Raw genomic sequence first — 19,998 nt, forward strand, 5'->3', positions numbered from 1 at the left:
GGAGCCGGAGCCGGAGCCGGAGCCGGAGCCGGAGCGGGTGCGGGTGCGGGCGGTCGTTTCTGCCTCAGGGCCATGGCAGCCTCCTCGCTGCGCTGGGCCTATGCCGACGCGGATGGCGATGCCGAAGACGGGCGTGGGCGTGGACGTGGGCCTCGAGTGCCCCTCGCGTTGCCGTTCGTACCGTTCGCCTCCCGTCAGATGGCTCACGCCGTGCTCGTACCTCCGCCAGAGCACGTGCGGCGCGGGCTGTCCCCAAAGCGGCATCCACACCCGTCGTCCACACCCGTCGTCCACACCCGTCGTCCACACACCGTCCACACACCGTCATCCACAGGCCGTCATCCACAGGGTCTGACGCGTTCCGGGCTCCCGCTGTACGGTCTGCACGAGTTGATGTTCGTGTCGATGTTCGTGCCGAAGGGCGTTCGGGGGAGGCGGTCGCGGTGACCGGAACCGGTGGGGAAGTGCTGGCGGATGCGGTGGACCAGGAGACGCGCCGACTGCCGCGGGTGCGCGGGTTCGCCCAGTGGCCGCGCCAGGGCTCGCCCAAGGCCGAGGGCAAGGCGCTGCGCACGAGCGTGCCGCGCGCCGCGCACCGCACGCTCGACCTGGACGCCTCCCGCCCCGACGCGGTGAGTGCGGTCATCGAGTCCAACGCCGGCCGTATCGAGGAGCTGACCCCCATCCGCGTCGGACGGATGGCCGCGACCCCCTTCGCCTTCCTGCGCGGCTCGGCCGGACTCATGGCGTACGACCTGGCACGCACCCCCATGACCAGGATCGGCACCCAGATATGCGGAGACGCGCACGCGGCCAACTTCGGCCTGTACGGCGACCACCGCGGCGGCCTCGTCATCGACCTCAACGACTTCGACGAGACCGTGTACGGCCCGTGGGAGTGGGATCTGAAGCGGCTCGCCGCCTCGCTGGTGCTCGCCGGGCGGGAGGCCGGCGCCGACGAGGACACCTGCCGTACGGCCGCGCGGGACGCGGTCGGCGCCTACCGCCGCACCATGCGCCTTCTCGCGACCTTGCCGGTGCTGGACGCGTGGAACGCCATCGCGGACGAGGAACTGGTCTCCCACACCGACGCCCACGATCTGCTCGGCACCCTGCAGCGGGTCTCGGAGAAGGCCCGAGCCAACACCAGCGGCCGGTTCGCGGCGAAGTCGACCGAGGCGGCGGCGGACGGCGGACGCCGCTTCGTGGACGCCTCACCGGTCCTGCGCCGCATTCCGGACGCCGAGGCGGCGGCGGTCGCCGCGTCCCTGGAGGAGTACCTGACGACGCTGCCCGAGGACCGGCACCCCCTGCTCGCCCGGCACGCCGTGCACGACGTGGCCTTCCGGGTGGTCGGCACCGGCAGTGTCGGCACCCGGTCCTATGTCGTCCTGCTCCTCGACCACCGTGAGCAGCCGCTGGTCCTCCAGGTGAAGGAGGCCCGCCCCTCCGCGCTCGTCCCGCATCTGGCCACGGCCGGCTTCGAGGCGCCGCCGGTGGCACACGAGGGCCGCCGGGTCGTCCTCGGCCAGAAGCGGATGCAGGTGGTCAGCGACATCCTCCTCGGCTGGACCACGGTCTGTGGTCGTCCCTTCCAGGTCCGCCAGTTCCGCAACCGCAAGGGCAGCGTCGACCCCGCCGCCCTCGCCGCCGACCAGATCGACGACTACGGCCGTATGACCGGCGCCCTGCTGGCCCGCGCCCACTCCCACAGCGTCGACCCCCGCCTGATCGCCGGCTACTGCGGCAAGAACGAGGAACTGGACGAGGCGATAGCCGCGTTCGCGGTTACCTACGCCGACCGCACGGAGGCCGACCACGCGGAACTGGTGACGGGGATCCGAACGGGACGCATCGCGGCGGAGCTGGGCGTGTGAGCGGAGCCGGCGTGTAAGGCGGGGGCGGGGCTGCTTTCCCAGGCGGAACCGCAGCGCCCCGTCAGGGTGGCAGGGAACTGTGCGAGCAACCACGCGGAGGCTGCGGAAACTGCACGAGCAACCACGGCTGAGGCCGCGGAAACTGCACGAGCAACCACGATGAGGCCGCGGAAACTGCAGGAGCGACCACGACGGAGCCGCGGAAACTGCAGGAGCGACCACGACGGAGGCTGCGCGGAACTGTGCGAGCGAACACTACGGACCCGCACCCGGCAGACCACCGGTAGCCCGACGGCGCCCCGCCGCATCTCCACCGCCTACCCTGTTCGCGTGACGACCCCCGATGCCGAACAGTCCCCGCGCCCCGAGGAGCGGCTCGAACAGGCCGTACGGGCCGCCGAGCAGGCGTTGATCGAGTACGAGATCGCCGTGGAGACGTTCCGCGTCGAGGTCGAGAACTTCTCCCGGCTGCACGAACAGCGCCTCGGCCCGCTCTACGCCCGCATCGAGGTGCTGGACGCCGAGATCGCCGAAGCCAGGGCCGCCCGCACCGGCGACCCGGAGGACATCCGCCGCGCCGAGGAGGCCCGCGCGCGGATCCTGCCGATCCCCGGCGTGGAAGAGCTGCTGCACGGCTGGATGGACGGCCACGGCCTCTTCCCGGAGGCCGCCGCCATGCTGACCGACCAGGCCGTACGGCCTCCGGAGCGGGTGCGGCCCAGCGAGCAGGCCCGCAAGCTCTACCGCGAGCTGGCCCGCAAGGCGCACCCCGACCTGGCACAGGAGGAAGAGGAGCGGCAGCGGCGTGAGGAGTTCATCACCCGCGTCAACGCCGCCTACGCCCGTGGCGACGAGACGCTGCTGAAGGAGCTGGCCGAGGAGTGGGCGGCCGGCCCGGTGCCGCCCGAGCGGCGCCCGAGCCCGGCCGAGGAGCTGTACGCCCGCCTCGAATGGCTCGCCCAGCGCAAGGAACTGCTCACCCTCGTCGCCCGTGAACTGGAGGAGGGCGCCATCGCCGGCATGCTCCGGCTCGCCCCCGACGACCCCGACGGGCTGCTCGAGGAGATCGCCGCCAGGCTGCGCTCCGACATCGCCCAGCGGGAAGCGGAACTGGCGGTCCTGCTGGAGCAGGGCTGAGCCGCGGCTCGGCCCGGCCGGCTTCGGGGAGCTTCGGGTAGCGTCGGGGGCATGAGTTTCGGAGCTGGTGTGCCCACGGTCGAGGTCACGGACCTCAAGGACAGCGACTTCCTGCTGGACGTCCGCGAAGACGACGAGTGGCAGGCGGGCCACGCCGAGGGGGCGCTGCACATCCCCATCAGCGAGTTCGTGGCCCGCTACGGCGAGCTGACCGAGGCCGCCCCGCAGGACGGCCGTGTCCACGTCATCTGCCGCTCCGGCGGCCGTTCGGCGCAGGTCACCATGTACCTGGTCCAGCAGGGCATCGACGCGGTGAACGTCGACGGCGGCATGCAGGTCTGGCAGGCCGCGGGCCGCCCGGTGATCACCGACGACGGCCGGCCCGGCTTCGTGCTGTAGCCGCTTGCCTGCGGCCCCGGGGGCCGCGCGGTCAGCCCAGCGGATGGGCGGCCAGCAGGTCCCCGAGCCTCTCCTCGTGCGCCGCCGCCGGGCCGAGCGCCAGCTCCAGGTGCTTGGCCCAGGCGTGATAGCGGTGCAGCGGATAGTCGGTGTCGGCGCCGAACCCGCCGTGCAGATGCTGTGCCGTCTGCACCACCCGGCGCACCCCCTCCGCCGCCCAGATCTTCGCGACCGCGACATCCCCGGCGGCGGGGAGCGCCCCCGGCGCCCCCGAGGCGATCCGCCAGGCGGCCTGCCAGAGGGTGGCCTCCATGGCGCGCAGATCGATGTACCGGTCCGCGGCCTGCACGGCCACCGCCTGGAAGGTCGCGAGCGGATACCCGAACTGCTCCCGCTTTCCCGTGTACTCGGCGGTCATCGCCAGCACCCGCTCGCCCAGCCCGAGCGCCAGCGCGCAGCTTCCGGTGGCGAGCAGCGCGTACAGCCACTCCCAGGCGCCGTCGGCCTCGATGACGTCGTCCGCGTCGATCCGCACGGACGTGAGCCGCAGCTCGGCCAGCCGCTCCCCACTGGTGGACACCTGCTCGGCGAGCACCACCCCGTCCTGCTCGCGCGCTACCAGCGCGAGCACGGTCCGCTCGGCAGCCGTGTCCTCGAGGTGCGCCGGTACGACGACGAGGTCCGCGTCGTACACCCACGGCACCGCCGTCTGCATCCCGCCCAGCACCCAGACCGGACCGTCCCGCCGTGCGCCGACGGCCAGTTCGGCCGGGTCGTGACCACTGCGGCCGTTCGCCGCGACGGTCAGCACCAGCTCGCCCCGTCCGGCCCGCGCGAGCAGGCGGTCCGCCAACTCCGCGCCGCCATAGGCCTGTACGGCGGCTGCCGCCGCGCTGTGCTCCAGCAACGGCACCCGGGCGAGCACCTTGGCGGACTCCCGCAGCACCAGACACAGCGCGATCGCGTCCAGACCGGAACCGCCGTGCGCCTCGTCGAGCAGCAGGCTCAGCAGGTCCGCCGCGGCCAGCCGGGACCACAGCTCCCGGTCGAAGCCCTCGGCCACGGCACCGGTTCTGAGCGCCGGGCTGGGCACCGCGTCCGGTACCACGCCGGCGAACACCCCGCGCGCCGCCTCGGCCGCCGCCCGCTGCTCCTCGGTGAAGGTGAAGTCCACGGCCTGTCCTTCCGACGGGGTCGGTGTCGGTTGTCTGACGGGGCGTCAAGATAGAACAGGTTCTAGGAGAAGGGAATGGCACCGAGTCTTCGGTGTTCCTGGGGCCCCTCCCCCTCCCCCCTCCCTCCTCCCCACCCCCCGGCCGAATTGGCCCCGCCGAGTCGGCCCGCGCACCCCTCAGCGGTCGAAGTCCAGCTCCACCTGTTCTGTCAGCGGATGCGACTGACAGGCCAGTACATAGCCGGCTTCCGTCTCCTCCGTCTCCAAGGCGAAGTTGCGGTCCATGCGGACCTCGCCGGAGACCAGGAAGGCACGGCACGTCCCGCACACGCCGCCCTTGCAGGCGTAGGGCGCGTCGGGGCGGTTGCGCAGGACCGCTTCCAGCAGCGTCTCGCCGTCGCACACCGGCCAGGTGCCGCCGCGTCCGTCGAGCCGGGCGGTGACCGTGCTGTGCGCGGGTGCCTGGGCGGCGGCGGCCGTGGGCGAGCCCGCGTCCACGTGGAAGATCTCCTGGTGGATGCGGGAGCGGTCCACGCCCAGCTCGCGCAGCGCCTGCTCGGCGCCCCGCACCAGACCGTACGGCCCGCACAGGAACCAGCCCGCGACCTCACTCACCGGCAGCAGCGCGGGCAGCAGCGCGGTGAGCCGCTCGCGGTCGAGCCGGCCGGACGGCAGACCCGCCTGCTGCTCCTCGCGGGAGAGCACGGTCACCAGCTGAAGCCGCTCCGGATAGCGGTCCTTCAGGTCGGCGACCTCCTCCAGGAACATCGTCGAGGCGGCCGTGCGGTCGCTGCGTATCAGGCAGAACCGGGCCGCCGGCTCGCGGGCCAGCAGCGTGGAGACGATGGACAGCACGGGCGTGATGCCGCTGCCGCCGACGACCGCCGCATACAGCCCCGGCGCCGGTTCCAGGGTGAAGCGGCCGGCCGGGGTCATCACCTCCAGCACGTCGCCGACGTTGATCTCCTTCAGCGCGTAGGCGGAGAAGGCTCCGCCCTCCACCAGCCGCACGCCCACCCGCAGGGTGCCGGGGCCCGGGCCGGCCGGGTCGGGCGCGGGGGAGCAGATCGAGTAGGTGCGCCGTATCTCGGTGCCGTCGACCTGTCGGCGCAGCGCCAGGTGCTGGCCGGGTGCGTGCCGGTACTCCTCGCGCAGTTCGGGCGGGACGGTGAAGGTCAGGGCGACGGAGTCGTCGGTGATCCGGTCGACCTCGGCCACCGGGAGCGGGTGGAAGCGCGCCATCACAACTCCTTGAAGTGGTCGAAGGGTTCACGGCAGGCGAGGCAGCGGCGCAGTGCCTTGCACGCGGTGGAGGAGAACCTGCTGAGCAGCTCGGTGTCGGCGGAGCCGCAGTGCGGGCAGCGGACGGGCTCGGATTCCGCCGAGGCTGTGCGCGTCGGTCCGAGGGTCAGCGGCACCGGGCCGGGGGAGCTGCGTACCCGCGGGGGAGCGATGCCGAACTCCCGGAGTTTGCGGCGCCCTTCGGGGCTGATGTCGTCGGTGGTCCAGGCGGGGCTGAGTACCGTGCGGACCGTGACCTCGTGCATGCCGTGGGCGCGCAGCACCCGTTCGATGTCCACGCTCATCGCCTCGATGGCGGGGCAGCCGGTGTAGGTGGGGGTCAGGTCGACCTCGACCGTGCCGGGGCCATGGAGACGCACCGCGCGCACCACGCCCAGCTCCTGGAGCGTGAGTACCGGCAGTTCGGGGTCGGGCACCGAGCCGGCCAGCTCCAGCAGTTCCGTCTCCAGGGCGGTGGCGGTCACCATGTCGCCCCCGGGTGGCTGCGGTGCAGATGCTGCATCTCGGCGAGCATCCGCCCGAAGGGTTCGGTGTGCAGGCCCTGACGGCCGGCGCCGGCCGACCAGGCGCCGGTGCGCGGTCCCTCGGGGAGGGGGAGTGTGGCCCGGCCGAGGACGTCCTGGACGGACTGCTGCCAGCGCTCGTCCAGGCGGGTCCAGTCGGCGTCGAGGCCCTCCACCGGCTGGAACATCTCACCGGTGAGCTTCCACAGGGCCTGGCAGGCGCGGCGCATCCGCTCGTGGCTGGTCTCCGTGCCGTCGCCGAGGCGGAGGGTCCACTGCTCGGCGTGGTCGCGGTGGTAGGCGACCTCCTTGACGGCCTTCGCGGCGAGGGAGGCGAACGGTCCGTCGTTCGCGGCCAGTTCGGCGTAGAGCAGGTGCTGGTAGGTGGAGAAGTACAGCTGGCGGGCGATCGTGTGGGCGAAGTCGCCGTTCGGCTGCTCGACCAGCTGGAGGTTGCGGAAGGCCCGCTCCTCGCGCAGGTAGGCCAGTTCGTCCTCGTCGCCGGCCATGGACAGCAGTATCCGGGCCTGGCCAAGCAGGTCGAGGGCGATGTTGGCGAGGGCGACCTCCTCCTCCAGGACGGGGGCGTGCCCTGCCCACTCGCCCAGCCGGTGGGAGAGCACCAGGGCGTCGTCGCCGAGGGCGAGGGCGGCGGTCACCGGGACGGTGGCGGGGCCGGTGGCGGTCACAGGTGCTTCACCCCTTCCGGGATCTCGTAGAAGGTCGGGTGCCGGTAGGGCTTGTCGGCGGCGGGTTCGAAGAAGGGGTCCTTCTCGTCCGGTGAGGACGCGGTGATCGCGGTGGCCGGGACGACCCAGATGGAGACTCCCTCGCCGCGGCGGGTGTACAGGTCGCGGGCGTTGCGCAGGGCCAGCTCCGCGTCGGGGGCGTGCAGGCTGCCGGCGTGGGTGTGGGAGAGGCCGCGCCGGGAGCGCACGAAGACCTCCCACAGGGGCCAGTCGGTGGTGCTCATGCTCGCTCCGCTCCTGTCGCGTGTGCTGTGTCGTTGCCTGTCTCACCGGTGCCGCCGGTGTGCTTGGCCGCGTAGGCGGCGGCCGCTTCCCGCACCCATGCGCCCTCGTCGTGGGCGCGCCTGCGCTGGGTGATCCGCTGTTCGTTGCACGGGCCGTTGCCCTTGAGGACCTCCCAGAACTCGGTCCAGTCGATCGGGCCGAAGTCGTAGTGCCCGCGTTCCTCGTTCCACCGCAGGTCCGGGTCGGGGAGGGTGAGGTCCAGGGACTCGGCCTGGGGGACGCAGATGTCGACGAAGCGCTGGCGCAGCTCGTCGTTGGAGTGGCGCTTGATCTTCCACTCCATCGACTGCGCGGAGTGCTGGGACTCGTCGTCGGGCGGGCCGAACATCATCAGCGAGGGCCACCACCAGCGGTTGACGGCGTCCTGAGCCATCGCGTGCTGTTCGGGTGTGCCCTTGCTGAGGGCCAGCAGCAGTTCGTAGCCCTGGCGCTGGTGGAAGGACTCCTCCTTGCAGATCCGCACCATCGCGCGGGCGTACGGGCCGTAGGAGCAGCGGCACAGTGGGACCTGGTTGGTGATCGCGGCGCCGTCCACGAGCCAGCCGATGGCGCCGACGTCGGCCCAGGTCAGGGTCGGGTAGTTGAAGATCGAGGAGTACTTCTGGCGGCCGCTGTGCAGCTTGCCGAGCAGCTCGTCGCGGCTGGTGCCGAGGGTCTCGGCCGCGCTGTAGAGGTAAAGGCCGTGGCCGGCCTCGTCCTGGACCTTGGCCATAAGGATCGCCTTGCGGCGCAGGGAGGGCGCGCGGGTGATCCAGTTGGCCTCCGGCTGCATGCCGATGATCTCGGAGTGCGCGTGCTGGGCGATCTGCCGGACCAGGGTGGCGCGGTAGGCGTCGGGCATCCAGTCGCGCGGTTCGATGCGTTCGTCGGCGGCCACGGCCGCGTCGAAGGCGTGCTGGAAGGCCGCCGTGTCGGCGGTGTCCGGTGCGCCGTCCGCCTCTGTGCGGGCCGTGCGCTGCGCGGCTGCTGTGGCCATGCGGTCCCCCTGACCTCGGGCTCTGCGGTGGGGCTGTCCCGACCGATCGTTCGGTCCGTGCGCATCAATGGTGTGCCGGGCCGACGTGGGTGTCAACCGCTGTGGAAAACCCCGGCGGGCAGCCTGTGGACAACGTGCGGAAGCGCGGGTAGGGCAGGTGCCGGGCCGTTCGCGTGGCGAGGACCACGGCCGTGGCGCGTACCCGGGGCTGCGCCCGGCGGCCGGGGCTGAGTACCGTTCCGTGCTGACGCCGAGAGTGGCGAACGTGAGAAGTGGGGCGCTCGTGGCGGGCGCCGCATCACCGAGGTGGACCACTGAGCCGGGCCACTGAACCGAACGACCGAGCCGAAACGGGGGACGGGGCGGAATGGACGCGTACGACGAGGACCCGGGGGCCCGACCCGACCCCGGCGGGCCGGCCCGGGCGCGTCTCCCGGAGCCTTCCCCGACCGGCGTGGATTCCCGGGCAGGCGTGGATTCCCGGGCTGACGCGGAGTCCTCGGCCGACATGGATGCGCGGGGCGAGGAGGAGTCCTCGGCCGATGTGGATCCGCGGACGGACATGGATGCGCGGGCGGGCGCGGCTGCCGTCCGTGGTGAGGGTGCTGGGGCCTTCGGGGCCGGCGGTCCGGTGCCGCCCGCCGCGCCCCGTACCGGCGTGGCAGCCCTCTCCCCCGGCTACCAGGTCGCCGCGGCGCTGGCGCTCGCGGTGGTCGGTGTCGCCGCCGGTGTGCATCTGCTGATGGTGTTCCTCAGCCTCGCCCCCACGAACACGGTGACCAAGCAGCACGGCAACGCCGTCGTCGAGTGGGTGTATCCGGAGTTCGAGCAGAACTGGAAGCTGTTCGCGCCCAACCCGCTGCAGCAGAACATCGCCGTCCAGGTGCGCGCCGTGGTGCGGGCCAAGGACGGCGGGCTGCGCACCACCGGATGGACCGACCTCTCCGCCCAGGACGGCGCCGCGATCGACGGCAATCCGGTGCCGAGCCACACCCAGCAGAACGAGGTGCGCCGCGCCTGGGACTTCTACACCGCCACGCACAGCGCCGACAACCGCCCCGTGCGCATGCGCGGCGCCCTCTCCGAGCAGTACCTGCGCCGGATCGTGGTGATGCGCCTGTACCGGACCTATCCGGCCGACCGCGACGGCGTCATACAGCGCGTGCAGATCCGTTCCAGCACCACCAATGTGCAGCCACCCGAGTGGAGCCATGAGCGCGTGTCCGACAAACCCGTCTACCGCGTGCTGCCCTGGTGGACCGTGACGGCCGACGAGGCAGCGGGAGGTGTGCGGTGAACCGGCTCTCCCTGACCCTCTCGCGCGGTGTCGCCAAGGTCACCGAGTCGGCTCTCGGGCCGTACCAGAGCGCCGTCATACGCATCGGGTTCGCCGGGACCTGGCTGCTGTTCCTGCTGCGCGAGTTCCCGCACCGTCAGGAGCTGTACGGCCCGGCCGGACCCTGGGGCTGGAACCTCGCCAAGGAGCTGACCGCCGACAACCAGGCCTTCTCGGCCCTGCTGTGGTCCGACGGGCAGCTGTGGTTCGAGTGCTGCTACCTGCTGGCGATCCTCGCCAGTGCGGCGCTGCTGCTCGGCTGGCGCACCCGGACCGCGTCCGTGCTGTTCATGGTGGGCGTGCTGTCGCTGCAGAACCGCAGCGTCTTCGTGGGCGACGGCGGCGACAACGTCCTGCATCTGATGTCCATCTACCTCGTGTTCACACGCTGCGGGCAGGTGTGGTCCCTGGATGCGCGGCGGGCGGCGTGCGTCGGGGCGGCACGCGCGCGTGGGGAGCGGGTCTCCGCGGACCCGGTGGGCCCGGCGCTGTGGGCGGTGTCCGGCCTGGCGCTGCTCATGGCGACGTTCACCGGCCGGTTCGACAACGGCTGGCTGATTCCCGCGCTGCTGTGGACCGCCTGGGCGGTGCTCGGTGTGTGGTGGGCCGTCGGCCGCTGGGCGAAGTCGCCGCAGCCGCGGATCCTGCTGGACGTCGTCGCCAACGTCCTGCACAACGGCGCCCTGTGCGTGATCATGGCGGAGGCCTGCCTGATCTATGCGACGGCCGGCTGGTACAAGATCCAGGGCTCGCGCTGGCAGGACGGCACCGCCGTCTACTACCCGCTCCACCTGGACTACTTCTCGCCCTGGCCCGGACTCGCCGATCTGATGTCCTCCAGCGGCACGATCATGATGATCGTGGCCTACGGCACGGTCATGGTGCAGGTCGCCTTCCCGTTCACCCTGTTCAACCGGCGGGTCAAGAACGTCCTGCTGGTGCTGATGATGACCGAGCACGCGGTGATCGCGGTCGTGCTCGGCCTGCCTTTCTTCTCGCTGGCGATGATCACCGCGGACGCGGTCTTCCTGCCGACGCCGTTCCTGCGCCGGCTCGGCGCGCTGGTCGCACGCGCGCGTGGGCCGCTCGTCCGGCGTGACGACCCTACGGTGCCCGCGCCCCGCTCCCCCGAAGGCAGCCCCGAGGAGAGCCCGAAGGGCCGCGTAGGGTTCACGGCATGACCGATCCGCTGACCCGCTGGCGCGAGCACGCCGATGACGCCGTGCTGCTCGACGGCTTCCACGCCCTCAAGCACGCGCTGCGCTTCGGGGCCGAGGTCCCGGTGGCGGTCACCACCGACCGGCGGGCCGCGCTCGCCCTCGCCGCGGAGCTGGCCGCGGACGTACGGGACGCGCTCGACGCGCTGCTCACCGAGGTGCCCACGGAGGCGTACGGCTCGCTCGTCCCGCGGCCCCACCCGACCGGCGTGGCCGCGCTCGCCCTACGGCCGTCCCGCGAGGCCAACCTGAGCAGGCTCACCCACACGCCCCGCACCGCGCCCGTCGTGGTCCTGGACAACCCGCGCAACCTGGGCAACGTCGGCGCCGTGATCCGGCTGGCCGCCGGCTTCGGGGCGACCGGTGTGGTCACCACGGGCACCCTCGACCCCTGGCATCCCACGGTGGTGCGCGGTGGCGCTGGCCTGCACTTCGCGACGGCCGTGGAGCGGCTGGGCGTCGACGAGCTGCCCCCGGGGCCGGTGTTCGCACTGGACCCCGAGGGCGACGACATCCGGGGCGTGAAGCTCCCGGACGACGCCGTCCTCGCCTTCGGCTCGGAACGCAGCGGACTGTCGGCGCAGCTACGCGCGCGTGCCGACCATCTGCTGCGGCTGCCGATGCGCCCCCAGGTCTCCAGCTACAACCTCGCCACCAGCGTGGCGATGACGCTGTACCACTGGAGCGCGACCGGGGGCGCGCTTCCGGGTTCCTAGGCTTCCCGGCGCACCTCGACGACCCGGAACCGGTTGGCGACGAAAGCGCCGTCGCACAGCGCGGCGTTCGCCGCCGGGTTGCCGCCCGAGCCGTGGAAGTCGGAGAACGCTGCGGTCTGGTTCACGTACACCCCGCCGGTCAGGTTGAGCGACAGCTGGGCCGCCTCCTCCAGGCACACCTCCTCGACGGCCTGCTCCACCTCGCTGTCGGTGGTGTAGGCGCCGACCGTCATCGCGCCCTTGTCGCGGACCGTGCGGCGCAGCAGCTCCACCGCGTCGTCCGCCGAGTCGACCGCGACGGCGAAGGAGACGGGGCCGAAGCACTCGCTCATGTAGGCGGCCTCGTCGTCCGGCTTGGCGCCGTCCAGCTTGACGATGACGGGGGTGCGCACGACCGCGCCCGGGAAGTCCGGATTGCTGATCTCCCGGGAGGCCAGAGCCACTTCGCCGAGGCCGGCGGCGGCCTCCAGACGGGCCTTGACGTCCGGGTTGACGATCGCGCCCAGCAGGGCGTTCGCGCGGGCGTCGTCACCGAGGAGGCCGTCGACCGCGCGGGCGAGGTCGGCGGTGACCTCGTCGAAGGTCTTGGTGCCCTCCTCGGTGCGGATGCCGTCCCGGGGGATCAGCAGGTTCTGCGGGGTGGTGCACATCTGGCCGCTGTACAGGGACAGCGAGAACGCCAGGTTGGACAGCATGCCCTTGTAGTCGCCGGTGGAGTGCACGATCACCGTGTTGACGCCGGCCTTCTCGGTGTAGACCTGCGCCTGGCGGGCGTTGGCCTCCAGCCAGTCACCGAAGGACGTCGACCCGGTGTAGTCGATGATCCGGACCTCGGGGCGGGTGGCGAGGGACTTGGCGATGCCCTCGCCGGGGCGCTCGGCGGCCAGCGCCACCAGGTTCGGGTCGAAGCCCGTCTCGGAGAGCACCTGGCGCGCGACCTGCACGGTGAGCGCGAGCGGAAGGACCGCGCGCGGGTGGGGCTTGACCAGGACCGCGTTGCCGGTGGCGAGAGAGGCGAACAGGCCCGGGTAGCCGTTCCACGTCGGGAAGGTGTTGCAGCCGATGAGCAGGGCGAGGCCGCGCGGCACCGGGGTGAACTGCTTGGTGAGGGCCAGCGGGTCGCGCTTGCCCTGGGGCTTGGTCCACTCGGCGGTCTCGGGCGTGCGGACCTGCTCCGCGTACGCGTACGCCACCGCTTCCAGGCCGCGGTCCTGGGCGTGCGGGCCGCCGGCCTGGAACGCCATCATGAAGGCCTGGCCGCTGGTGTGCATGACCGCGTGCGCGAACTCGTGCGTCCGGTCGCTGATCCGCTTGAGGATCTCCAGGCACACCAGTGCCCGGGTCTCCGCGCCCGCGTCCCGCCAGGCCCGCTGCCCGGCCTGCATCGCGGGGATCAACGCGTCCACGTCCGCGTGCGGGTAGCTGACGCCCAGCTCGATGCCGTACGGCGAGACCTCGCCGCCCACCCAGTCGTCGGTGCCGGGCTGGCCGAGGTCGAGGCGGGTGTTCAGCAGGGCGTCGAAGGCGGCCTTGCCCGCCGCCGCGTCCAGGCTGCCGTTCTCGCCGTAGGCCTTGGGATGCTCGGGGTGCGGGGACCAGTACGCGCGCGTGCGGATCGCTTCCAGTGCCTGGTCCAGGGTGGGCCGGTGCTTCGCGATGAGCTCGTGGGTGGTCAGTTCGGCGGCCATGCGGGACCAACTCCTCGTGTGGAGAACTCTTCGTCGAGTTCATTGACCTGGCAGGAAGAGCAGCGGGATCGGGCGGTCAGAGCTAGAGTAACCGAACGATCGGTCGGGACAAGGGGGCCTGCCGCATCTGTGGAAAACGCCGTGCGGGAGGATCGCGGACATGACAGCACTCGACCTCAGCAGCCCCGTGGCCGTCGTCGGCACCGGCACCATGGGCCAGGGCATCGCCCAGGTCGCTCTGGTCGCCGGCCACCCCGTGCGGCTGTACGACGCCGTCGCCGGGCGTGCCCGGGACGCGGCAGCGGGGATCGGCGCCCGCCTCGACCGGCTCGTGGACAAGGGCAGGCTCGGGGCCGCCGACCGGGACGCGGCCCGCGCCCGCCTGCTGCCTGTGGAAAACCTCGCGGAGCTGGCGGACTGCGCCCTGGTCGTCGAGGCCGCCCTGGAGCGGCTGGACGTCAAGCAGCAGCTCTTCGGCGAGCTGGAGGACATCGTCGCCGAGGACTGCCTGCTCGCCACCAACACCTCCTCGCTGTCGGTGACGGCCATCGGCGGCGCCCTGCGCCAGCCCGGCCGCTTCGTGGGCCTGCACTTCTTCAATCCGGCCCCGCTCATGCCGCTGGTCGAGGTCGTCTCCGGGTTCGCCACCGACGTCACGTCGGCCACGCGCGCGTACGAGACCGCCCGCGCCTGGGGCAAGACCCCGGTGGCCTGTGCCGACACCCCGGGCTTCATCGTCAACCGCATCGCCCGGCCGTTCTACGCCGAGGCCTTCGCGGTCTACGAGGCCCAGGCCGCCGACCCGGCCACCATCGACGCGATCCTGCGCGAGTCCGGCGGCTTCAGGATGGGCGCCTTCGAGCTGACCGACCTGATCGGGCAGGACGTCAACGAGTCCGTCACCCACTCGGTGTGGCAGTCCTTCTTCCAGGACGTGCGCTTCACCCCGTCCCTCGCCCAGCGCCGGCTGGTGGAGTCCGGCCGCCTCGGCCGCAAGACCGGGCACGGCTGGTACGACCATGCCGAGGGCGCCGAGCGCCCCGAGCCGCACACCGCCGACAAGGAGCAGCCGCCCACCTACGTCGTCGCCGAGGGCGGCCTCGGCCCGGCGACCGAGCTGCTCACGCTGATCCGCGAGGCGGGCATCCAGGTCCGCGAGGAGGACGAGGACAACGGCACCCGCCTGGTGCTGCCCGGCGGCGGCCAGCTGGTGCTCGCCGACGGCCAGACCTCCGTGGAGTTCCGCGACGTCGTCTACTTCGACCTCGCCCTCGACTACCGCACCGCCACCCGCGTCGCGCTGTCCACCTCCCAGGACACCTCGCCGCGCACCCTCGCCGAGGCCACCGGCCTCTTCCAGGCCCTCGGCAAGGACGTCAGCGTCATCGGCGACGTCCCCGGCATGATCGTCGCGCGCACGGTCGCCCGGATCATCGACCTCGCCCACGACGCCGTCGCCAAGGGTGTCGCCACCGAGGAGGACATCGACACGGCCATGCGCCTCGGGGTGAACTACCCGCTCGGTCCCTTCGAGTGGGACCGCAGGCTCGGGCGTGAGTTCGCCTTCGACGTCCTGGACGAGATGCACGAGCGCGACCCTTCTGGACGCTACGCGCCCTCCCTCGCGCTCTACCGCCACGCGTACGCCATCGACGACAAGCGGGAGGGCACCTCATGACCACGGCCAAACGCGACACGTACACGCCCGAGACGCTGCTCTCCGTGGCCGTCCAGGTGTTCAACGAGCGCGGATACGACGGCACCTCCATGGAGCACCTGTCCAAGGCGGCCGGCATCTCCAAGTCGTCGATCTACCACCACGTCAGCGGCAAGGAGGAGCTGCTGCGGCGGGCCGTCAGCCGCGCCCTGGACGGTCTGTTCGCCATCCTGGACGAGGAGCACGCGCGTGTGGGGCGGTCCGTCGACCGGCTGGAGCACGTCGTACGGCGCATGGTCGAGGTGCTCATAGGCGAGCTGCCGTACGTGACGCTGCTGCTGAGGGTGCGCGGCAACACCGCCACCGAGCGGTGGGCGCTGGAGCGGCGGCGCGACTTCGACCACCGGGTGGCGGAACTGCTGAAGGCCGCGGCGGCCGACGGGGACGTACGCGGCGACGTCGAGGTCCGGCTGGCCACCCGGCTGGTCTTCGGAATGATCAACTCGATCGTGGAGTGGTACCGGCCGGACCCGCGCGGTGTCGGCGAACGCGAGGTGGCCGACGCGGTGGTCCGGCTGGTCTTCGCGGGCCTCAAGCAGAGCTGACCCCGGCTTCCCCGCTCACGCCGCGGCACGCCTTTCGTCACGCCTCCGGCTCCAGGTCCTCCTCCTCGAACACCAGCAGCGTGCGGGTGCTGAGCACCTCGGGGATCGCCTGGAGCCGGGTGAGCACCAGCTCGCGCAGCGCCCGGTTGTCGGGCGTGTGCACCAGCAGCAGCACGTCGAAGTCACCGCCCACGAGCGCGATGTGGGAGGCACCGGGCAGCTGCCTGAGCTGCTCGCGGACCGTGCGCCAGGTGTTCTGGACGATCTTCAGGGTGATGTACGCCGAGGTGCCGTGCCCCGCCCGCTCGTGGTCCACCCGCGCGCTGAAACCCCGGATCACGCCGTCCTCGACGAGCCGGTTGATGCGCGCGTAGGCGTTGGCGCGCGAGACGTGGACGCGTTCGGCCACGGACCGTATCGAGGCACGGCCGTCCGCCTGGAGGATTTTCAGGATGTCCTGATCGATGGCGTCGAGCGGGCGCGGCGGCGGCAGCGGGGTGCCGTCCAGCGGGCGCGGGGGTGGGAGCACGGTGCCGTCCTGCGGTCCGTCGGCCATTTGTTCAGATGCCATTGCCCCCCGCTCCCTCGCCGTGGACGTCCTGCGTTCATTGCAGGCTGTGGAGAACCGTTTGTCCACAGCCTGAAGGTGCCTGTAGCCAAAATGTGCCAACGACCGAACAATCGGTTGGTGAGGCGCCTCACAGCCGACGCGCCTCCCGTAGCCGCTCCCACGAGGAGGTGCCGTCATGACGGTCATGGAGCAGCGGGGCGCGTACCGGCCATCGCCGCCGCCCGCCTGGCAGCCCCGTATGGACCCCGCGCCGCTGCTGCCCGACGCCGAGCCCTACCGCGTCCTCGGCACCGAGGCGGTCGCCAAGGCCGACCCGGACCTGCTGCGCCGGCTCTACGCCCAGCTGGTGCGCGGCCGCCGCTACAACACGCAGGCCACCGCGCTCACCAAGCAGGGCCGCCTCGCCGTCTACCCCTCCAGCACCGGCCAGGAGGCCTGCGAGGTCGCCGCAGCCCTGGCCCTGGCAGAGCGCGACTGGCTCTTTCCCAGCTACCGCGACACCCTCGCCGTCGTCGCCCGGGGCGTGGACCCCGTCGAGGCCCTCACCCTGCTGCGCGGCGACTGGCACAGCGGCTACGACCCCTACGCCCACCGGGTCGCCCCGCTCAGCACCCCGCTGGCCACCCAGCTGCCACACGCCGTCGGCCTGGCGCACGCCGCCCGCCTCAAGGGCGACGACGTCGTCGCGCTCGCCATGGTCGGCGACGGCGGCACCAGCGAGGGCGACTTCCACGAGGCCCTGAACTTCGCCGCCGTCTGGCAGGCGCCGGTCGTCTTCCTCGTGCAGAACAACGGCTTCGCCATCTCCGTCCCGCTCGCCAAGCAGACCGCCGCGCCCTCCCTGGCCCACAAGGCCGTCGGATACGGCATGCCGGGCCGGCTGGTCGACGGCAACGACGCGGCGGCCGTGCACGAGGTCCTCAGCGACGCCGTACGGCACGCGCGCGCAGGTGGCGGCCCGACCCTCGTGGAAGCGGTGACCTACCGGATCGAGGCTCACACCAACGCCGACGACGCCACCCGCTACCGCGGCGACGCCGAGGTCGAGGCCTGGCGGGCCCACGACCCGATCGAGCTGCTGGAGCACGAGCTGACCGAGCGCGGGCTGCTCGACGAGGCCGGCATCGAGGCCGCCCGGAAGGATGCCGAGGCGATGGCCGCCTCGCTGCGTGAACGCATGAACCGCGACCCCGAACTGGACCCCATGGCCCTCTTCGACCACGTCTACGCCGAGACCACCGCCCAACTGCGCGAACAGCGAGCCCTGCTGCGGGCCGAGCTGGAAGCCGAGCAGGAGCGGCACGGCGAGCAGGAAGGCGGCGTCCGATGACCACCGTCGCCGTCAAGCCCGCCACCATGGCGCAGGCCCTCACGCGCGCGATGCGCGACGCGATGGCCGCCGACCCGGCCGTGCACGTCATGGGCGAGGACGTCGGCACCCTCGGCGGAGTCTTCCGGGTCACCGACGGCCTCGCCAAGGAGTTCGGCGAGGACCGCTGCACCGACACCCCGCTCGCCGAGGCCGGCATCCTCGGCACCGCCGTCGGCATGGCCATGTACGGCCTGCGCCCGGTGGTGGAGATGCAGTTCGACGCCTTCGCCTACCCGGCGTTCGAGCAGCTCATCAGCCATGTCTCCCGGATGCGCAACCGCACGCGCGGCCGGATGCCCCTGCCCATCACCGTCCGCGTCCCCTACGGCGGCGGCATCGGCGGCGTCGAGCACCACAGCGACTCCTCCGAGGCCTACTACATCGCCACGCCGGGACTGCACGTGGTCACGCCCGCGACCGTCGCCGACGCCTACGGCCTGCTGCGCCAGGCCATCGCCTCCGACGACCCGGTCGTCTTCCTGGAGCCCAAGCGGCTGTACTGGTCGAAGGACTCCTGGAACCCCGAGGACCCCACGGACGTGGAGCCCATCGGCCGCGCGGTGGTGCGCCGGCCGGGCCGCAGCGCCACGCTGATCACCTACGGCCCCTCCCTGCCGGTCTGCCTGGAGGCCGCCGAGGCCGCCCAGGCCGAGGGCTGGGACCTGGAGGTGATCGACCTGCGCTCGCTGGTGCCGTTCGACGACGAGACGGTCTGCGCGGCCGTACGCCGCACCGGACGCGCGGTCGTCGTCCACGAGTCCACCGGGTTCGGCGGGCCGGGCGGTGAGATCGCGGCCCGGATCACCGAGCGCTGCTTCCACCACCTGGAGGCGCCGGTGCTGCGCGTCGCCGGCTTCGACATCCCCTACCCGCCGCCCATGCTGGAACGGCACCACCTGCCCGGCGTCGACCGCATCCTGGACGCCGTGGCCAGGCTGCAGTGGGAGGCCGAGGGCTGATGGCACAGGTGCTGGAGTTCAAGCTCCCCGACCTCGGCGAGGGACTCACCGAGGCGGAGATCGTCCGCTGGCTGGTCCAGGTCGGTGACGTCGTCGCCGTCGACCAGCCGGTCGTCGAGGTCGAGACGGCCAAGGCGATGGTCGAGGTGCCCTGCCCGTACGGCGGTGTCGTCACCGCCCGCTTCGGCGAGGAGGGCACCGAACTGCCCGTCGGCGCACCCCTGTTGACCGTGGCGGTGGGACCGCAGGCCCCGGCGGGGGACGCCGAGGGGTCGGGCAACGTCCTGGTCGGATACGGCACCTCGGAAGCCCCGGCCCGGCGCCGCAGGGTCCGGCCGACTCCGCTGGTGACGGGTGCCGCGACCGGCAACACCGGTGCGGACGGCGCACGGACCACGAGCGCGCCCTCCGGCACGGGCCCGGACGCGCGGCAGAGCCCGGCCGCGGCCTTCGGGGCGGCGCGACCGGACGGACCGGCCGCCTCCAACGGCACGGCGCCCACCGGAGCGGCCCACACGCGCGTGGACGCGTTCCACGCCGAGGGCCCGGTGCCCGTGATCTCTCCCCTGGTCCGCCGGCTGGCCCGCGAGGGCGGTGTGGACCTGCGGCAGCTGGCGGGCTCGGGCCCGGACGGACTGATCCTGCGCGCGGACGTCGAGGGCGCCCTGCGGGCCAAGGCCATGCCGGCGCCCGCAGTGCAGGAACCGGTCCGCGCCGCGACCCCGTCGGCACCCGCCGCCTCGGCCACGCGCGCCGGGGGCACCCGCATCCCCCTCAAGGGCGTGCGCGGTGCCGTCGCCGACAAGCTCTCCCGCAGCCGCCGGGAGATCCCGGACGCCACCTGCTGGGTCGACGCCGACGCGACCGAACTCATGCGCGCGCGTGCCGCGATGAACGCGGCCGGCGGACCGAAGATCTCCCTGCTCGCGCTGCTCGCCCGCATCTGCACGGCCGCGCTCGCCCGGTTCCCCGAGCTGAACTCCTACGTCGACACCGAGGCCCGCGAGATCGTCCAGCTCGACCAGGTCCACCTCGGGTTCGCCGCGCAGACCGAACGGGGGCTCGTCGTGCCGGTCGTCCGGGACGCCCACGCGCGCGACGCCGAGGCACTGACCGCAGAGTTCGCCCGGCTCACCGAGGCCGCCCGCACCGGGACGCTCACGCCCGGGGAACTCACCGGCGGGACCTTCACGTTGAACAACTACGGCGTCTTCGGCGTCGACGGCTCCACGCCGATCATCAACCACCCCGAGGCGGCCATGCTCGGCGTCGGCCGGATCGTCCCCAAGCCCTGGGTGCACGAAGGCGAGCTGGCCGTGCGTCAGGTCGTGCAGCTCTCGCTCACCTTCGACCACCGGGTGTGCGACGGCGGCACGGCGGGCGGCTTCCTGCGGTACGTGGCGGACTGCGTGGAACAGCCGGCGGTGCTCCTGCGCACCCTGTGACGCACGCGGGGCCCGGAAGAAGGGCCCCGC

At 72.4% G+C, this 19,998-nt stretch carries 19 protein-coding genes; 11 read left to right on the plus strand and 8 right to left on the minus strand.

Features of this window, described 5'->3' with window-relative positions; translation table 11 throughout:
* Positions 1-443 precede the first annotated feature (443 nt).
* The 3 genes from ACZ418_RS16305 to ACZ418_RS16315 all read left to right on the plus strand — a co-directional run bounded on the left by ACZ418_RS16305 (position 444) and on the right by ACZ418_RS16315 (position 3,413).
* The gene (locus ACZ418_RS16305) at positions 444-1,877 is read left to right on the plus strand and encodes a DUF2252 domain-containing protein (RefSeq protein WP_468362769.1); all 1,434 of its coding nucleotides are present in this window, start codon (positions 444-446) and stop codon (positions 1,875-1,877) included.
* Between the two features lie 330 nt (positions 1,878-2,207).
* Positions 2,208-3,014, plus strand: a complete 807-nt coding sequence (locus ACZ418_RS16310; protein WP_468362771.1) for a hypothetical protein — start codon at positions 2,208-2,210, stop codon at positions 3,012-3,014.
* Positions 3,015-3,083: 69 nt separating this feature from the next.
* A complete protein-coding gene (locus tag ACZ418_RS16315; protein WP_450981565.1) occupies positions 3,084-3,413 on the plus strand; it encodes a rhodanese-like domain-containing protein in 330 nt (109 codons plus the stop codon).
* A 31-nt stretch (positions 3,414-3,444) separates the two neighbouring features.
* Here the strand turns inward: ACZ418_RS16315 and ACZ418_RS16320 are convergent, their stop codons facing one another.
* The 6 genes from ACZ418_RS16320 to paaA all read right to left on the minus strand — a co-directional run bounded on the left by ACZ418_RS16320 (position 3,445) and on the right by paaA (position 8,402).
* The gene (locus ACZ418_RS16320; protein ID WP_468362773.1) at positions 3,445-4,587 is read right to left on the minus strand and encodes an acyl-CoA dehydrogenase family protein; all 1,143 of its coding nucleotides are present in this window, start codon (positions 4,585-4,587) and stop codon (positions 3,445-3,447) included.
* A 177-nt stretch (positions 4,588-4,764) separates the two neighbouring features.
* Positions 4,765-5,829, minus strand: a complete 1,065-nt coding sequence (locus ACZ418_RS16325; RefSeq protein WP_468362775.1) for a 2Fe-2S iron-sulfur cluster-binding protein — start codon at positions 5,827-5,829, stop codon at positions 4,765-4,767.
* On the minus strand, positions 5,829-6,356 hold the full coding sequence (gene paaD / locus ACZ418_RS16330; RefSeq protein WP_468362777.1) for a 1,2-phenylacetyl-CoA epoxidase subunit PaaD: 528 nt from the start codon (positions 6,354-6,356) through the stop codon (positions 5,829-5,831). Before paaD ends, ACZ418_RS16325 begins: the two co-directional genes overlap by 1 nt.
* Positions 6,350-7,081, minus strand: coding sequence for a 1,2-phenylacetyl-CoA epoxidase subunit PaaC (gene paaC, locus ACZ418_RS16335; protein WP_468362779.1), 732 nt, complete (start codon positions 7,079-7,081; stop codon positions 6,350-6,352). Before paaC ends, paaD begins: the two co-directional genes overlap by 7 nt.
* Positions 7,078-7,365 (minus strand): 1,2-phenylacetyl-CoA epoxidase subunit PaaB, encoded by a 288-nt coding sequence (paaB, locus tag ACZ418_RS16340; protein WP_190016117.1) that lies wholly within the window; start codon positions 7,363-7,365, stop codon positions 7,078-7,080. Before paaB ends, paaC begins: the two co-directional genes overlap by 4 nt.
* The gene (gene paaA / locus ACZ418_RS16345) at positions 7,362-8,402 is read right to left on the minus strand and encodes a 1,2-phenylacetyl-CoA epoxidase subunit PaaA (RefSeq protein WP_468362781.1); all 1,041 of its coding nucleotides are present in this window, start codon (positions 8,400-8,402) and stop codon (positions 7,362-7,364) included. Before paaA ends, paaB begins: the two co-directional genes overlap by 4 nt.
* A 367-nt stretch (positions 8,403-8,769) precedes the next feature.
* Between paaA and ACZ418_RS16350 the strand changes: the two genes are divergently transcribed.
* The 3 genes from ACZ418_RS16350 to ACZ418_RS16360 are packed head-to-tail and all read left to right on the plus strand — an operon-like array spanning position 8,770 to position 11,671.
* Positions 8,770-9,699 carry a DUF5819 family protein gene (locus ACZ418_RS16350; protein ID WP_468362783.1) on the plus strand — a complete coding sequence of 310 codons (930 nt, stop codon included), beginning with the start codon at positions 8,770-8,772 and terminating at the stop codon, positions 9,697-9,699.
* Positions 9,696-10,919 carry an HTTM domain-containing protein gene (locus ACZ418_RS16355; RefSeq protein ID WP_468362785.1) on the plus strand — a complete coding sequence of 408 codons (1,224 nt, stop codon included), beginning with the start codon at positions 9,696-9,698 and terminating at the stop codon, positions 10,917-10,919. The genes ACZ418_RS16350 and ACZ418_RS16355 overlap by 4 nt, the downstream gene beginning before the upstream one ends.
* Complete coding sequence (locus tag ACZ418_RS16360; protein WP_468362787.1) at positions 10,916-11,671, plus strand: TrmH family RNA methyltransferase; 756 nt, start codon at positions 10,916-10,918, stop codon at positions 11,669-11,671. The genes ACZ418_RS16355 and ACZ418_RS16360 overlap by 4 nt, the downstream gene beginning before the upstream one ends.
* Here ACZ418_RS16360 and paaN read toward each other — a convergent pair.
* The gene (paaN, locus tag ACZ418_RS16365; RefSeq protein ID WP_468362789.1) at positions 11,668-13,359 is read right to left on the minus strand and encodes a phenylacetic acid degradation protein PaaN; all 1,692 of its coding nucleotides are present in this window, start codon (positions 13,357-13,359) and stop codon (positions 11,668-11,670) included. The two genes, ACZ418_RS16360 and paaN, sit on opposite strands and share 4 nt — an antisense overlap.
* Before the next feature lie 160 nt (positions 13,360-13,519).
* On the opposite strand from paaN, the gene ACZ418_RS16370 reads away from it, so the two are divergent.
* Both ACZ418_RS16370 and ACZ418_RS16375 read left to right on the plus strand, forming a co-directional pair.
* Positions 13,520-15,037 (plus strand): 3-hydroxyacyl-CoA dehydrogenase, encoded by a 1,518-nt coding sequence (locus ACZ418_RS16370; protein WP_468362791.1) that lies wholly within the window; start codon positions 13,520-13,522, stop codon positions 15,035-15,037.
* Complete coding sequence (locus tag ACZ418_RS16375; protein ID WP_468362793.1) at positions 15,034-15,621, plus strand: TetR/AcrR family transcriptional regulator; 588 nt, start codon at positions 15,034-15,036, stop codon at positions 15,619-15,621. Before ACZ418_RS16370 ends, ACZ418_RS16375 begins: the two co-directional genes overlap by 4 nt.
* A 37-nt stretch (positions 15,622-15,658) precedes the next feature.
* On the opposite strand, the gene ACZ418_RS16380 is transcribed toward ACZ418_RS16375, so the two are convergent.
* Complete coding sequence (locus ACZ418_RS16380) at positions 15,659-16,192, minus strand: Lrp/AsnC family transcriptional regulator (RefSeq protein WP_468362795.1); 534 nt, start codon at positions 16,190-16,192, stop codon at positions 15,659-15,661.
* Between the two features lie 175 nt (positions 16,193-16,367).
* Between ACZ418_RS16380 and pdhA the strand changes: the two genes are divergently transcribed.
* From pdhA to ACZ418_RS16395, 3 genes are read left to right on the plus strand one after another with little or no spacing between them, the layout of a single operon-like run.
* Positions 16,368-17,522, plus strand: a complete 1,155-nt coding sequence (gene pdhA / locus ACZ418_RS16385) for a pyruvate dehydrogenase (acetyl-transferring) E1 component subunit alpha (protein ID WP_468362797.1) — start codon at positions 16,368-16,370, stop codon at positions 17,520-17,522.
* Positions 17,519-18,523 (plus strand): alpha-ketoacid dehydrogenase subunit beta, encoded by a 1,005-nt coding sequence (locus tag ACZ418_RS16390; RefSeq protein ID WP_468362799.1) that lies wholly within the window; start codon positions 17,519-17,521, stop codon positions 18,521-18,523. Before pdhA ends, ACZ418_RS16390 begins: the two co-directional genes overlap by 4 nt.
* Complete coding sequence (locus tag ACZ418_RS16395) at positions 18,523-19,968, plus strand: dihydrolipoamide acetyltransferase family protein (protein ID WP_468362801.1); 1,446 nt, start codon at positions 18,523-18,525, stop codon at positions 19,966-19,968. Before ACZ418_RS16390 ends, ACZ418_RS16395 begins: the two co-directional genes overlap by 1 nt.
* The last annotated feature ends 30 nt before the right edge of the window (positions 19,969-19,998 follow it).

This window comes from Streptomyces sp. NPDC030820 (assembly GCF_055572075.1).